The organism is Cupriavidus nantongensis (genome assembly GCF_041726985.1).
Lineage (GTDB): Bacteria > Pseudomonadota > Gammaproteobacteria > Burkholderiales > Burkholderiaceae > Cupriavidus > Cupriavidus nantongensis_A.
The window spans coordinates 2,101,630-2,115,822 of record NZ_CP168303.1 but is presented as its reverse complement, the minus strand read 5'-3'; the positions used below and the strand labels follow the sequence as shown (position 1 = coordinate 2,115,822).

Sequence of the window (14,193 nt, the reverse complement as noted above, 5' to 3'; positions counted from 1 at the left end):
GATCGTGACGAAACCGGGACCGCGGGTCGGGTCCCGGCGCGCAGCTTACAGGTTGCCGTCGAGGAAGGCAGTCAGTTGCGACTTGGACAGCGCGCCGACCTTCTGGGCCGCGACCGCGCCGTTCTTGAACAGGATCAGCGTCGGGATGCCGCGGATGCCGAACTTGGCCGGCACCTGCTGGTTTTCATCGACATTGATCTTGGCGACCTGCAGCTTGTCACCGTAGTCCTTGGCGACTTCATCCAGGATCGGCGCGATCATCTTGCAGGGGCCGCACCATTCCGCCCAGAAATCGAGCAGGACGGGCTTGTCGGACTGGAGGACGTCAGCGTCGAACGAGGCGTCGCTCACATACTTGATTTGTTCGCTCATGGCGGAAAACCTCTGGTTTCGCTCTGTTTATGTTGAAGGCTGGACGGCCGAACCGTTACCTTACACGAGATTGCGCGGACCCGTCGGGCCACCTCCTTACGCCTGAAGCAGGCGGTGGAGGCCGCTACCGCGCCCGGTGCTGCCGATATGTTACCAGTTTGCCGATTTTCAAGACCGGCCGCCGGCATCCGGCAAGCTTGCGGCGACGAGGCATAAGGGCCCGCAAACAATGCCGTCATTCTGGTGCAAAGGTTTAATTCATTGAAATGCTTATTTTCAATGGCGGCGAGAGATTTGCCCAATCGGGCGCGGTCGGACGGGTGTCATGGAGCGCACTTGCGCGCGCCGGGTGCCGGATGCGTGCGGGGTGCGCGTAGAATAGAAGCGGTCCGCACGACGCCCGCCGGGCGCGCCGCGGCGAACCATCCATGCACTTGCGCCCCCCTGACTAGGTCATCGACATGAACACCGATCCCCGCAAGCCTTCGCAGTCCGAGCCCGGCCAGGCGCCCGACGTCGACCACCTGAGCGATGCGCTGGACCATCTCAGCAGCGCCGTGGAGACCAACAGCATTGCCAGCGGCGCCGCGCGCGGGCTGGTCTACAGCATCATCGAAACGCTCGGCACGCTGGTGGGCGACCCCGACCTGCCCGAGCATGCGCGCTCCGGCTACGAAGGCCTGCTCGAAACCGCGCGCGAGATCCGCGCCCGCCTGGAAGGCGGATCTGACTGAGGCGGCACGGCTGTCCCCGTACCGCGGTGCCTTCGCCGCCCGGACGTGCCGGTCAGCGGCGCCGCGCCATTGTTGCCATTCGTTGCTTCCTGATTCGCTCCAACCCGACGCCGTTCCCGCATCCTTGCGGCCAACGCCCCAATGACGGTCCATGACGTCGCTAAGCTTTCGCCCCGGTCCTGATTTTCTAGAGCAGGCAGCCACCGCTGCCTGGTATTTCCTCGACCGCTGCGGCGCGCCCGAGGCGGACGCGCACGTGGTGGTGCCAACCGCCGCGCAGATTCCGGGCGTGCGCCAGGCGCTGGACGCCGCGGCGCGTGCGTCCGGACGGCCGCGGCTGTTGCCGCGCGTGCTGACGCTGGGCCACTGGCTGCTCGACCTGCCGCCCGAGGGCGCGCCGGTGCGCAGCCCGGCGGCGCGCCTGCTCGCGGTGCAGCAGGCGGTGCGCGGGCAGGACTGGCTGCGCCGGGCCTTCGGCGCGCAGAACGAAACCGCGGCATGGGGCCTGTCGCAGACGCTGCTGGCAATCTGCGACGAGCTCAGCGCGCGCTGGCTCGAAGACGCCGCCATCCGCGACGACGACGAGGTCGACGGCGACGATCGCGCGGGCCTGCTGCAAGGCGCGCTGGCGCGGACCTATGCGCATCTGTCGGAACGTTTCCTGGGCGAGGAGGCCCGCATCGTGCTGGCGTTCTGGCAGGCGTTGTCCGGGCCCGACGATCCACTGCCGGCGAAGCGTCGCGCGCTGCGCGACCTGTCGCAGCAACTGCGCGGCCCGGTGGTCTGGATTGCGCCGACCCCGCCCACGCCGCTCGAGGCCGCGTTCCTGCGCGATGCCGCGGAGCTGGTGCCGGTGCTGCAGGTGGGCTATGACTGGAGCGGGCAGGATCAAGGCGAGGCCGGCTGGTACCACGCGCTGCTGGCATTGTGGCCGGAAGCCAGGATTGCCGGCGACGACGAGGCCGCGCTCCACGCGACCTCGCCGGCGATGCCCGCGCTGCCGCCGCAGCGCCCGTCGGTGCGCGTGGTCGGGTGTGCCCGCTTCGAGGATGAAGCCGCCGCCGCGGCCGCGCAGCTGGTGCAATGGCTCAATGCGGGCCGGCGCCAGGTGGCGCTGGTCGCGCACGACCGCGTGGTGGCACGCCGCGCGCGCGCGCTGCTTGCGCGCGCCGGCGCACCGGTGCGCGACGAGACCGGGTGGAAGCTCTCGACCACCCGCGCCGCCGCCGCGCTGATGCGCTGGTTCGACCTGCTGGTGCGCGATGGCGATACCGCGGCGCTGCTGGACTTGCTCAAAAGCCCGTTCTGCCTGCCGGATATGGCCGCGCGCGGCGCGGCCATCGCGCTGCTCGAGCGCCAGGTGCGGCGCGAGGGCATTACCGGCGGCTGGGCGCGGCTGCGCCAGATGTTCGCGCACGCACCGGCCAACACGCAGCAGGCCGCCGGGGAAGACGAGGATGCCGAGCAGGCGCCACGCCGCGCGGCCCACGCGCTGATCGCCGTGCTGGCCGACGAAGCCGCGCGCTGGCCGCGCGGTTTCGCCCAGCATCCTCTGGCGACGTGGCTGGAGCGGCTCGACGGCATGCTCGATGGCCTCGGCATGCGGGCCGCGCTGGCCGCGGATGATGCCGGCAGCCAGCTGCTCGATGCACTGGCGCGGCTGCAGGAGCTGCCGCGCGACGAGACCGGCGGCCACGCCACGCTGTCGCAGGGCGAGTTCCGCGCGATGCTGTCGGCGCTGCTGGAATCGGTCGCCTACAAGGAGCCGTCGGCCAGCGGGGCCGCGCGCATCACCATCCTGCCGCTGAACGGCGCGCGCATGCGGCGCTTCGAGGGCGTGGTGATCGTCGGCTGCGATGATGCCCAGCTGCCATCCAGCGCCGCCGAGCTGATGTTCTTCTCCAACCAGATGCGGCGCGAGCTGGACCTGGAAGACCGCGAGGCACGCTTTGCACAGCAGGCGCGCGACCTGGCGGAGGTGCTGCTGAACAACGACGACGTGGTGCTGACCTGGCAGCGCTACGGCAGCCGCGGCGAGCCGCACCACGTGTCGGGCTGGATCGAGCGGCTGGCGGCGTGCTGCGCACGCGCCGGGGTCAGCATCGAAGGCACCGCCGCGCCGCAGGCGCACGAAACCTTCGCCGATGTGCGCGGCATGCCGGCCCCCGCGGCCGAGCCCGCGCTGGTGCCGGTGCGCTGGAGTGCGCAGGCGTACAACGCGCTGCGGCGCTGCCCCTATCAGTTCTTCGCCGGCCGCATGCTGGGCCTGGCCGGGCTGGAAGTAGTCAGCGACGAGCTGGAGAAGCGCGAGATCGGCGAGACCCTGCACCGCGTGCTGCTGACCTACCACAAGGACCTGCAGGCGCGGCGCGAGCGCGGCGAGACGCTGTCCGAGGACCAGCGCCTGGCCCGCCTGGGCGAGATCTCCGACGACGTCTTCGGCGCGCTGATGGCCGAGGACGGCAACGCCATTGCCTACTACCGGCGCTGGCGCGAGGTGCTGCCGTCGTATGTCGCGTGGCAGTCCGCGCGCGAGGCCGAAGGCTGGTTCTGGCGCGGCGGCGAGCTCGATGCCGGCATCGACCTGCCGATGCCCGATGGCCAGCCGCTGCGCCTGACCGGCCGCATCGACCGGCTCGACCAGGGACCTGGCGGCGCGCACGCCGTGCTCGACTACAAGACCCAGAGCGCCACGCGCCTGAAGCGCAAGCTGGCCGAGGTCGAGGAAGACTGCCAGCTGCCGTTCTACGGTCTGCTGCGCGCCGATGCCGCGGCGGGCAGCTGGGTCTCATTGGAAGGCGCACGCGAGGGCGCGCCGGCGGCGCAGCGCGAAGTCGGCCTGCCGGACTTCGAAGCCGCCGTCACCTGGCTGGAACGCCAGATGCGCGACGACGTGATGCGGCTGCGCCAGGGCGCCAGGCTGCCGGCCTTCGGCGATGCCTCGGCGTGCGTGTATTGCACCGCCCGCGGCCTGTGCCGCAAGGGTTTCTGGGACTCCACCGCCGTGCCGGCGCTGACATCATGACGCCTCACGATCTGCACGAGGTGCAGCCTTACCAGCGCGATGGCGCGCCGGTTTCCGAAGCGGAATTCACGCGCGCGGCCTGCGATCCGGCGCGTTCGGTGGTGGTCGAAGCGTGTGCCGGCAGCGGCAAGACCTGGCTGCTGGTGGCGCGCCTGGTGCGCCTGCTGCTGGCCGGCGCGGCGCCGCACGAGATCCTGGCGATCACCTTTACGCGCAAGGCCGCCGAAGAAATGCGCGACCGCCTGCTCGAGGTGCTGGCGCAACTGTCGCGCGACAGCGACGACGACGTGATCGCCGCGCTGGTGCAGCGCGGCCTGTCGGCCGAAGCCGCGCGCGAGGCGCTGCCGCGCGCGCGCCGGCTGCATGCGCAGGTGCTGGCTGCGCCGGGGCGCATGGCGATCGACACCTTCCACGGCTGGTTCGGCACGCTGCTGCGTGGCGCGCCGCTGGCGTCGGGCATCGTGCCGGGCGCGGCGCTGCGCGAGGATGCGCTGCGCATGAAGCGCGAGGCCTGGGCTCCCGTGTGGCGCGCGCTGGCCACGCCGCCCTACGCCGAGCTGCGTGCCGCATGGGAAACGCTGGTCGATACCGTTGGTGACTTCCAGGCGCGCGCGCTGCTCGACGCGATGTTCCATGCCCGCAGCGAATGGTGGGCGATGCAGGAGGGCGGCGATCCACTGCAGGCGCTGTCCGACTGCCTGGGCGAGGACGCGCAGGGCGACGTGCTGCTGCAGGCGCTGGCCGACGAAGGCTGGCGCGATGCCTGCGAAGCGCTCGCGGCGCGCTTGAGCGCGGCCGGCAAAAGCGAGCAGGCCCACGCCGGCCGCATCACCGAGGCGCTGATGGCAATCGCCGCCTGGCGCGAGGCCGGCGCCGCGCCGGGCAAGCCCGCCGAACGCGTGTTCGCGCAGCTGCGCGCGGCGTTCTTCACCACCACGGGCGGGCCGCGCTCGCTGCGGCGCACCGCGGCGCTGGCCAGGGCCGCGGGCGGCGAAGGCATGGTCGATGCGCTGCTGGACGAGCATGCCGCGATCTGCGCGATGCTCGACGACATCAGCGCGCGCTGCTGCGAAGCCGCCGTGCTGGCGATCAACCAGGCCCTGTTCCGCATCGGCGATGCGCTGCTGACGCGCTACCAGCAGCACAAGGACGAGCAGCGCGCGATGGACTTCGCTGACCTCGAATGGCAGGCCGCGCGGCTGATGTCGGACGAGGAGACGGCCACTTACTTGCAGGTGCGGCTCGATGCGCGCTACCGCCACCTGCTGCTCGACGAGTTCCAGGACACCAACCCGCTGCAATGGCGCATCCTGCAGGGCTGGCTGGCCGGCTATGCGGGGCTGGGCGAGCGCCCGACGGTGTTCCTGGTGGGCGATCCCAAGCAATCGATCTACCGTTTCCGCCGCGCCGACGCCAGGCTCTTCGGCGCCGCCGGCGAGATGCTGCGCGACGCCTTCGGCGCCACCGTGCTGCGCACCAACCGCACCCGGCGCAACCGCGCCGAAGTGCTGGACTGGGTCAACGCCGTGTTCGACAGCGCGCGTGCCGAGGGGCGCTATCCGCTGTACTCGACCCAGACCACGGCGCTGGGCGGCTGCGGCGGGCCGGTGTGGCTGCTGCCGCTGGTGGAGCCCGATGAAGCCGGTGAAAGCGCGGCGGAGGATGCGGACGACGCTCCGGCGCAAGCTGTCTCCACGCATCGCGACACGCTGCTGCAGCCGCGGCGGCAGGCCGGCGATTCGCTGCGGCTGGAAGAAGGGCGGCGCGTGGCGGCATGGCTGCGGCTGGTGCGCGATACCGTGCCGGTGCACGAAGGCAACACGCAGCGGCCTGCCCGCTGGAGCGACATGCACCTGCTGGTGCGCCGCAAGACCCATCTGGCCGACTATGAGCGCGCCCTGCGCGAGGCCGGCATCCCGTGCCTGAGCCCGCGCCGCGGCGGCCTGCTGGCCACGCTCGAGGCGCTCGACCTGTCGGCGCTGCTGGCCTTCCTGATGACGCCCGAGTCGGACCTGGACCTGGCACACGTATTGAAAAGTCCGCTGGTGGGCGCCACCGACGACGACTTGCTGGCCCTTGCGCAAATGGAGGGCGAGGGCGGCTGGTGGGCGCGCCTCGAGGCCGGCGGCCTGCCGGCGCAGGTCTCCGATGCGCTGCGCGAAGGCGTGCCGCGGTTGCGGCAGTGGTTGCGCATCGCGCCGCACCAGCCGGTGCATGACCTGATCGACCAGATCTTCCATGGCGGCGAAGTGCGGCGGCGCTACGCCGAGGCCGCGCCGCCGGATATCCGCGAGCAGGTGCTGGCCAACCTAGACGCCTTCCTGAAGCTGTCGCTCGACCTCGACGGCGGGCGCTATCCGAGCCTGCCGAAGTTTATCGACGAGCTGCAGGAAATCCGCCGCGGCGACGAAGGCGAAAGCCCGGACGAAGGCGGCATGGGCGAGCGCGCCGAAGACCTCGAACCGGTCGACGACGATCCGGCCTACGCCGGCCTGGACGCGGTCCATATCCTGACCGTGCATGCCGCCAAGGGACTGGAAGCGCCGTTCGTGGTGCTGCTCGATGCCAACCACAGCGAGCCGGCCGCGGACCGCGGCGGCATCCTGGTCGACTGGCCGCCGTCGTCGCCGGTGCCGCGCCATTTCTCCGCGTACGGCAAGCGCAGCGAGCGCGGGCTGGCGCGCGCGCCGCTGTTCGAAGCCGAGGCGGCGCTGGGCGAGCGCGAAAACTGGAACCTGCTGTACGTCGCCATGACGCGCGCGCAGCAGGGCCTGCTGGTCAGCGGCGTCAAGGGCCGCGCCAGCCGCGCCGGTGCCGGCGACGGCAATGCCGAGATCGCCGGCACCTGGTATGTGCGGCTGCAGGCCGCGGGCGTCGGCGAAATGGTGCCGGCCTACCCCGATGCCCACGGCGATGCGGCCGATGCGCAAGCACTGCTGCCCGCGCGACTGAGCGAGTCGGTGCGCTACACCGATTTCCGGCTGCGCTACCGCGATGCTGTCGATGATCCGCGGCAGGCCGCCCTTGCCGACCACGACGCCGAGGAGGAGGGCGAGTCCGACGGCATCGTCTTCAACGCCGCCGCGGCCCGCCATGGCGAACTGGTGCACGCGCTGCTGGAGCGCCTGACGCGCTATCCCGATGCCTTTGCCGGCGTGCCTGCGCTCGATACGGTATTGCGGTGGTTCCCGCTGACCGGCGCGCACACGGCGGCATCACGGTCGGCCTGGCGGCAGCAGGTGGAAGAGGCGCTCGCTGCAGTGGCCGCGATGCTGCGTGCGCCGGCGCTGGCGCCGCTGCTGGCCGCGGACGAGGCGCGCAGCGCGCGCAACGAGGTCGAACTGTACGACGCGCGTGGCCGGCTGCTGCGTATCGACCGGCTGGTGGAATTCGACGACCGCGTCGTCGTCATCGACTACAAGCTGCGCCTGCTGCCGCAGGAGCACGCCGCCTATCGCGCGCAGTTGGGCCGCTACGCGGCGGCGATCGCGCCGATGTTCCCGGGCAAGCGCATCGAGGCGGGCGTGGCCACCGCGGAAGGCGAATGGATTCCCGCCGAGCACCTGGCGCCGCAGGTTCCGCAACAAGGCTCGCTGTTCTGAGCGCCGGCGCGGCGCGCCGGCAAGGGCAGCGCATGGCTCCAAATGGGCGCAAAATGGGGCGCATGGCGCGCGCGATGGTGGCCCGGCTGTACTAAAGTGACAGGGACTGCGCTGCGTGCCGCGGGCGCGCGATAAACAGGCTGGAGGGAAGGGAAGGGGTACTGCGCGGAAGGGAAGTGTGAGGTGGACGAGCCTGACCCTCGGCACTGGCGGAAAACGGCTGTGGCTGCTTCGTTCCCGACCTGACCAGGTTGACCGCGCCACCATGCGAGGAGGCCCGTCCGAGCGGCATTGTACCCCAGAGCGCGGGCGCGCGCAGAATTTGCATCGAATGCCCTTGGCGGGCGCGGGTCATTGCCCGCGCCATGGCGCCGGGTTGATCTGGCGCAGGCAATGCATGCCGCGCTGGCCCGACCATTCACCGACCCGCACACGAGGTGAGCCAATACATGAACGCAAACGACCAGATCATTCGCGGCGCGCTGGCGCCGCAGGAAATCTCCACCGAAGTCCTGCTCGAGAAATACGCCAAGGGCGAAGAGCGCAGCATCGCTGATGTCAGGCAGCGCGTGGCGCGCGCGCTGGCGCAGGCCGAGCCCGAGGACCAGCGCGACGCCTGGAGCGCGCGCTTCCTGTGGGCGCAGGAAAACGGCTTCGTGCCGGCCGGCCGCATCAATTCGGCGGCTGGCACCGGCATCCAGGCCACGCTGATCAACTGCTTCGTGCAGCCGGTGGGCGATTCGGTGTCGGAGCCGCGCGACGGCCGCCCCAGCATCTACACCGCGGTGGCACAGGCCGCCGAAACCATGCGCCGCGGCGGCGGCGTGGGCTATGACTTCTCCGCGATCCGTCCGGCCGGCGCGCTGGTACGCGCCACGCATTCGCGCGCCTCGGGGCCGGTATCGTTCATGAAGGTGTTCGACGCCTCGTGCGCGACGGTGGAATCGGCCGGCGCCCGCCGCGGTGCGCAGATGGGCGTGCTGCGCTGCGACCATCCCGATATCGAAAGCTTTATCCACGCCAAGGACAAGGGCGAGCTCAGCAACTTCAATATCTCCATCGGCGTCACCGACGACTTCATGCAGGCGGTGCAGGCCGATGCCGAGGTCGAGCTGGTGCACGAGGCCGAGCCGGGCGCCGACATGATCGCCGCCGGCGCGTACCGCCGCGACGACGGGCAGTGGGTCTACCGGCGCGTGCCGGCGCGCAACCTGTGGGACCAGGTCATGCAGGCCACCTACGACCATGCCGAGCCGGGCATCCTGTTCCTGTCGCAGATCAACGCCGACAACAACCTCTATTACTGCGAGCGCATCGAGGCCACCAACCCCTGCGCCGAGCAGCCGCTGCCGTCCTATGGCTGCTGTTGCCTGGGCTCGATCAACCTGACCCGCTTCGTGCGCCAGCCGTTCACGCCGCAGGCCGCGTTCGATTTCGATGCCTTCGCGGAGGTGGTGCGCGTGGCCACGCGCATGCTCGACAACGTGCTCGATGTGACCTTCTGGCCGTTGCCCGAACAGCAGGCCGAGGCCCACGCCAAGCGCCGCGTCGGTCTGGGCTTCCTCGGGCTGGGCAGCGCGCTGGTGATGCTCGGCCTGCGCTACGACACCGAGCCGGCGCGGCAGCTGGCGGCTCGGATCTCGGAACGCATGCGCGACGAGGCCTACCTGGCATCGACCGAACTGGCGGCGCAGAAGGGCGCCTTTCCCCTGTTCGATGCCGGTGCCTACCTGCAGAGCGGCTTCGGCAGCCGGCTGCCGGAGCCGGTGCGCGAGGCCATCGGCCGCCATGGGCTGCGCAATTCGCACCTGCTGTCGATCGCGCCGACCGGCACCATCACGCTGGCTTTTGCCGACAATGCGTCGAATGGCATCGAGCCGGCCTTCTCGTGGACCTACAACCGCAAGAAGCGCATGCCGGACAACAGCTATCGCAGCTTCGAGGTGGCGGACCATGCGTGGCGGCTCTACCGTCACATGGGGGCCGACATGGCGCAGTTGCCGGACGCGTTCGTCACTGCACTGCAGATGTCGGCGCTGGACCATATGCGGATGCTGGAAGCGGTGCAGCCGTATATCGACACCAGCATCAGCAAGACCGTCAACGTGCCGGAGGACTATCCGTACGAAGCCTTCCGCAACCTCTACCTCGAGGCCTGGAAGGCCGGGCTCAAGGGGCTGGCGACCTATCGGCCGAATTCCGTGCTGGGCGCGGTGCTGTCGGTCGACGCGCCCGCCGCGCCGGCCGCGCCCGCGGCCGACGACAACCCGCTGGTGCGCCCGTTTGGCAGCCGGCCGGTGGGCGACCTGGAAGGCGTGACGTCCAAGGTCGAATACCTGACTTACGAGGGCCACAAGACCGTCTACCTGACCGTCAACTTCATGCGCGTGGCCGGCGTCGCCGACGGCAAGCCGGTGGAGATCGAGCGCCCGGTGGAGTTCTTCATGCCGGCGGGCCAGCGCAGCGAGGGCCAGCAATGGATCACCTCGACCATGCGGCTGCTGTCGATGGTGGCGCGCTCGGGCGGCTCGGTGGCCAAGGCGCTGGCCGACATGCGCAACGTGGTGTGGGACAAGGGCACGGTGCGCTACGGCACGCTGGTGCGCCAGGACGGCACCGAGGTGCCGCGCTTCCATGACTCCGAGGTCGCGGCGCTGGGCTATGCGCTGCAGCGCATCCTGATCAAGCGGGGCTTCCTCGATGCCGACGGCGGCCAGGTGCCGGTGGCGGCGCTGGCGGCGCGGCTGGCGCAGCGCGATGGCGGGCAGGCGCTGGGCGCCGAGACGGGACTTGCCAGCCTGGCCAGCGCGGCGCCGGGTATGCCCGGCGTCGGCACCGGCAAGCCTTGCCCGGAGTGTGGCGCGCACGCCTTGCACAAGGTCGACGGCTGCGCCAAATGCGCCAATTGCGGCTACGTCGGCGAGTGCGGCTGAGCCCCGCCGCTGGCGGCTGGCGGGCGCCGGCACCGGCCGCTGGCGCCGGGGCCCGGTAAAGACTGACGGGCCCGCGCCGCGGCGGCCGGTCGGGGGCCGCCTTTTGCTACAATCGCCGCCATGAGTTATCAAGTTCTAGCGCGCAAATGGCGCCCCAGGGATTTCACCACGCTGGTCGGCCAGGAGCACGTGGTCCGCGCGCTCACGCACGCGCTGGAACAACAGCGGCTGCACCACGCCTACCTGTTCACCGGCACGCGCGGGGTCGGCAAGACCACGCTGTCGCGGATCCTGGCCAAGGCGCTGAACTGCACCGGCCCTGACGGCAGCGGCGGCATCACCGCCGAGCCGTGCGGGCAGTGCAAGGCCTGCCAGGAAATCGACAGCGGCCGCTTCGTCGACTACATCGAGATGGACGCCGCGTCCAACCGCGGTGTCGACGAGATGGCGCAGCTGCTCGACAAGGCCGTCTATGCACCCTCTGCCGGGCGCTTCAAGGTCTACATGATCGACGAAGTGCACATGCTGACCAACCACGCCTTCAACGCCATGCTGAAGACGCTGGAGGAGCCGCCCGGGCACGTCAAGTTCATCCTCGCCACCACCGACCCGCAGAAGATCCCGGTCACGGTACTGTCGCGCTGCCTGCAGTTCAACCTGAAGCAGATGCCGCCGGGACATATCGTCTCGCACCTGGACCATATCCTGGCGCAGGAAGGCATCGCCCACGACGGCAACGCGCTGCGGCTGCTGGCCCAGGCCGCGCATGGCTCGATGCGCGACGCGCTGTCGCTGACCGACCAGGCCATCGCCTACAGCGCGGGGCAGGTGTCCGAGGAAGCCGTGCGTGGCATGCTGGGCGCGATCGACCAGGGTTACCTGGTGCAGCTGCTCGACGCGCTGGCCGCCGAGGACGGCGCCGCCATGCTGGCGATCGCCGATGCCATGGCCGACCGCAGCCTGTCGTTCGCCGGCGCGCTGCAAGACCTGGGTTCGCTGCTGCACAAGGTGGCGCTGGCGCAGGCCGTGCCGGCGTCGGTGCAGGACGAATGGCCCGAAGCCGACGAGGTGCGGCGCCTGGCCGGCGTGTTCGACGCGCAGGAAGTGCAGCTGTTCTACCAGATCGCCAACCTGGGCCGCAGCGAACTGGCGCTGGCCCCGGACGAATACGCCGGCTTCACCATGACGCTGCTGCGCATGCTGGCATTCCGGCCGTCGTCCGAACCGGCCGCCACGGCCGGGCAGGGCGGCGGCGCAGCGCCCGCACGACCGCGCAATGCCGGCATGCCGACGGCGCCGCGACCGGCCGAGACACGCCAGGCGGCGACTGCCGCCGCTGCACCGGCTGCCTCCGCGGCACCCGCTGCACCCACTGCATCCATTGTCGAATCCACCCCAGTGCCGCCCATGGCTGCGCCAGCCGCACCCGTGGCCGAGCCTGCCGCTGCGCCAGCCGCGCCTGCCGTCGTCGAGCCCGCGCCGGCGCGTGCGGCAGGCGGGGCCATGTCGCCTGCGGCCGCGGCGCTGGCCGCCGTGCGCCAGGCTTCCGCTGCCCGCGGCGGCGCCCGCAAGGCGCCCGCACCGGCCATGCCCGCCGCGCCGGCCGCCGCGCAGCGGCCGCCGGCACAACCGTTGCGCGCCCCCGCGGCCGTAGCCGCGAGCCGTCCCGCTGCGGCACCGGCACCGGCTGCTGTTTCGCGGCCGGCGGCGCCGCAGCCACCCGCACCGGCGGCAGCGCCCGCGGCACGCCCTGTGGCCGCCAAACCGCAACCAGAATCCGTGCCGCCATGGGAAGTCGCCGGGGGCAGCGATGTGCCGCCGTGGGAAGAACTGCCACCCGACCTGCCCGTGCTCGGGCCCTATGACAGCGATCCGGGCTACAACGACTACGGTTTCAGCGAACCCGCAGCGCGCGCCGCGGCACCGCGCCACAGTGCCGCCCGCCCGGCGTCGGTCCCGGCTCGCGAGGCCGAGCCGGCGCGCGAGGCCGCTGCCGTGCCGTCGGTGCCGGCGGAGTCCGCCAAATTCGTCGCGCCGCGCCCGCCCGCCGCGGGCGAGGACGGCACCCCGCCGGTCTTCACCGGCGACTGGCCGGTGCTGGCCGCCGGCCTGCCGCTGAAGGGCCTGGCGCAGCAGCTGGCGTACCAGAGCGAACTGACGCAGGTGGTGGGGCGCACGTTCCACCTGCGCATCCCGGTCGCGGCACTGGGCGAGAACGGCGTCGCCGAGCGGCTGCAGCAGGCGCTGGGCGACCACTTCGGCGAGCCGGTGCGCGTGGTCTGCGAAGTCGGCGGGGTCACGGTCACCGCCGCCGCAGCCGACGCCGAGGCCCGTGCCGAGCGCCAGCGCCAGGCCGAGGCCGCGATCGAGGCCGATCCCTTCGTGCAGGGGCTGCTGCGCGACTTCGGCGGCCAGATCGTGCCAGGCTCGATCCAGCCGCGCGCCGCCTGACCGGCGGCCGGGCTGGCGTTACCGAATTTCCGTCACCGAACTCTTACCGAATCCAGGAGCATTCCATCATGATGAAAGGTCAACTCGCCGGGCTGATGAAGCAGGCCCAGCAGATGCAGGAAAACATGAAGAAGATGCAGGAGCAGCTGGCCCTGATCGAGGTCGAGGGCCAGTCCGGCGCCGGTCTCGTCAAGGTGGTCATGACCTGCAAGAACGACGTCAAGCGCGTCACCATCGACCCCAGCCTGCTGGCCGAGGGCGAGGACAAGGACCTGCTGGAAGACCTGGTCGCCGCGGCTTTCAACGACGCCGTGCGCAAGGCCGAGGCCACCACGCAGGAAAAGATGGGATCGATGACCTCGGGCCTGCCGCTGCCCCCGGGCTTCAAGCTGCCGTTCTAAGGCCATTGTGAAAGCGTCGTCGCCGACTTCGCTGCAGGCGCTGGTCGAGGCGCTGCGGGTGCTGCCCGGCGTCGGGCCCAAGTCCGCCCAGCGCATGGCCTACCACCTGCTGCAGCACGACCGCGAGGGCGCGCGCAAGCTCGGCGATGCGCTGCGCGGCGCGGCGGACCATATCCGGCACTGCCAGCGCTGCAACACCTTCACCGAGCAGGAGATCTGCGAGACCTGCCTGGACGACCGCCGCGACGCCTCGGTGCTGTGCGTGGTGGAAACGCCGGCCGACCAGGTCATGATCGAGCAGACCCTGACTTACCGCGGCAAGTATTTCGTGCTGATGGGCCGGCTCTCGCCGCTGGATGGCATCGGCCCGCGCGAGATCCACCTGGACCGGCTGCTGGCGCGCGCCACCGAGCCCGAGCTGGGCGGCCCGGTCGGCGAGGTCATCGTCGCCACCAATTTCACCAGCGAAGGCGAGGCCACCGCGCACTACATCGGCGAGATGCTCAAGGCGCGCGGCCTCAAGGTATCGCGCCTGGCGCGCGGCGTGCCGGTGGGCGGCGAGCTGGAGTATGTCGATGCCAGCACCATTGCCCGCGCGGTGATGGACCGCCGCAACCTCTGAGCGCCGTCGCGCCGGCCGGCATGCCTGTCACAGGCACTGCCACCGGCGCGCCC

General features: G+C 71.0%; 8 protein-coding genes and 1 other RNA gene. 7 read left to right on the top strand and 2 right to left on the bottom strand.

What is annotated here, in order from left to right; genetic code table 11:
* Positions 1 to 45 precede the first annotated feature (45 nt).
* Positions 46 to 372 carry a thioredoxin TrxA gene (gene trxA, locus ACEI37_RS20945; RefSeq protein WP_029046118.1) on the bottom strand — a complete coding sequence of 109 codons (327 nt, stop codon included), beginning with the start codon at positions 370 to 372 and terminating at the stop codon, positions 46 to 48.
* 461 nt (positions 373 to 833) lie between these two features.
* Here trxA and ACEI37_RS20940 point away from each other — a divergent pair, with 461 nt between their 5' ends.
* The 3 genes from ACEI37_RS20940 to ACEI37_RS20930 all read left to right on the top strand — a co-directional run bounded on the left by ACEI37_RS20940 (position 834) and on the right by ACEI37_RS20930 (position 7,733).
* Entirely contained in the window at positions 834 to 1,106 is a 273-nt protein-coding gene (locus ACEI37_RS20940; protein WP_111517692.1) for a hypothetical protein, read from the top strand.
* Between the two features lie 151 nt (positions 1,107 to 1,257).
* A complete protein-coding gene (locus tag ACEI37_RS20935; RefSeq protein ID WP_373378006.1) occupies positions 1,258 to 4,131 on the top strand; it encodes a PD-(D/E)XK nuclease family protein in 2,874 nt (957 codons plus the stop codon).
* Positions 4,128 to 7,733 carry a UvrD-helicase domain-containing protein gene (locus tag ACEI37_RS20930; protein WP_373378005.1) on the top strand — a complete coding sequence of 1,202 codons (3,606 nt, stop codon included), beginning with the start codon at positions 4,128 to 4,130 and terminating at the stop codon, positions 7,731 to 7,733. The genes ACEI37_RS20935 and ACEI37_RS20930 overlap by 4 nt, the downstream gene beginning before the upstream one ends.
* A 183-nt stretch (positions 7,734 to 7,916) precedes the next feature.
* On the opposite strand, the gene ffs is transcribed toward ACEI37_RS20930, so the two are convergent.
* Positions 7,917 to 8,015: signal recognition particle sRNA small type (ffs, locus tag ACEI37_RS20925), an RNA gene on the bottom strand.
* Positions 8,016 to 8,182: 167 nt separating this feature from the next.
* On the opposite strand from ffs, the gene ACEI37_RS20920 reads away from it, so the two are divergent.
* From ACEI37_RS20920 to recR, 4 genes are all read left to right on the top strand, one after another.
* The gene (locus ACEI37_RS20920) at positions 8,183 to 10,666 is read left to right on the top strand and encodes an adenosylcobalamin-dependent ribonucleoside-diphosphate reductase (RefSeq protein WP_373378004.1); all 2,484 of its coding nucleotides are present in this window, start codon (positions 8,183 to 8,185) and stop codon (positions 10,664 to 10,666) included.
* Between the two features lie 120 nt (positions 10,667 to 10,786).
* On the top strand, positions 10,787 to 13,117 hold the full coding sequence (locus tag ACEI37_RS20915) for a DNA polymerase III subunit gamma/tau (RefSeq protein ID WP_373378003.1): 2,331 nt from the start codon (positions 10,787 to 10,789) through the stop codon (positions 13,115 to 13,117).
* A 68-nt stretch (positions 13,118 to 13,185) separates the two neighbouring features.
* Entirely contained in the window at positions 13,186 to 13,518 is a 333-nt protein-coding gene (locus ACEI37_RS20910) for a YbaB/EbfC family nucleoid-associated protein (RefSeq protein WP_062800650.1), read from the top strand.
* A gap of 7 nt (positions 13,519 to 13,525) precedes the next feature.
* The gene (gene recR, locus ACEI37_RS20905) at positions 13,526 to 14,140 is read left to right on the top strand and encodes a recombination mediator RecR (RefSeq protein WP_373378002.1); all 615 of its coding nucleotides are present in this window, start codon (positions 13,526 to 13,528) and stop codon (positions 14,138 to 14,140) included.
* Positions 14,141 to 14,193 lie beyond the last annotated feature (53 nt).

Excerpts from the sequence above, each read along its gene's own strand:
- trxA (WP_029046118.1), bottom strand. The coding sequence starts at position 372 with ATGAGCGAACAAATCAAGTATGTGAGCGACGCCTCGTTCGACGCTGAC.
- ACEI37_RS20915 (WP_373378003.1), top strand. The coding sequence starts at position 10,787 with ATGAGTTATCAAGTTCTAGCGCGCAAATGGCGCCCCAGGGATTTCACC.
- ACEI37_RS20920 (WP_373378004.1), top strand. The coding sequence starts at position 8,183 with ATGAACGCAAACGACCAGATCATTCGCGGCGCGCTGGCGCCGCAGGAA.
- ACEI37_RS20935 (WP_373378006.1), top strand. The coding sequence starts at position 1,258 with ATGACGTCGCTAAGCTTTCGCCCCGGTCCTGATTTTCTAGAGCAGGCA.
- ACEI37_RS20930 (WP_373378005.1), top strand. The coding sequence starts at position 4,128 with ATGACGCCTCACGATCTGCACGAGGTGCAGCCTTACCAGCGCGATGGC.
- ACEI37_RS20910 (WP_062800650.1), top strand. The coding sequence starts at position 13,186 with ATGATGAAAGGTCAACTCGCCGGGCTGATGAAGCAGGCCCAGCAGATG.
- ACEI37_RS20940 (WP_111517692.1), top strand. The coding sequence starts at position 834 with ATGAACACCGATCCCCGCAAGCCTTCGCAGTCCGAGCCCGGCCAGGCG.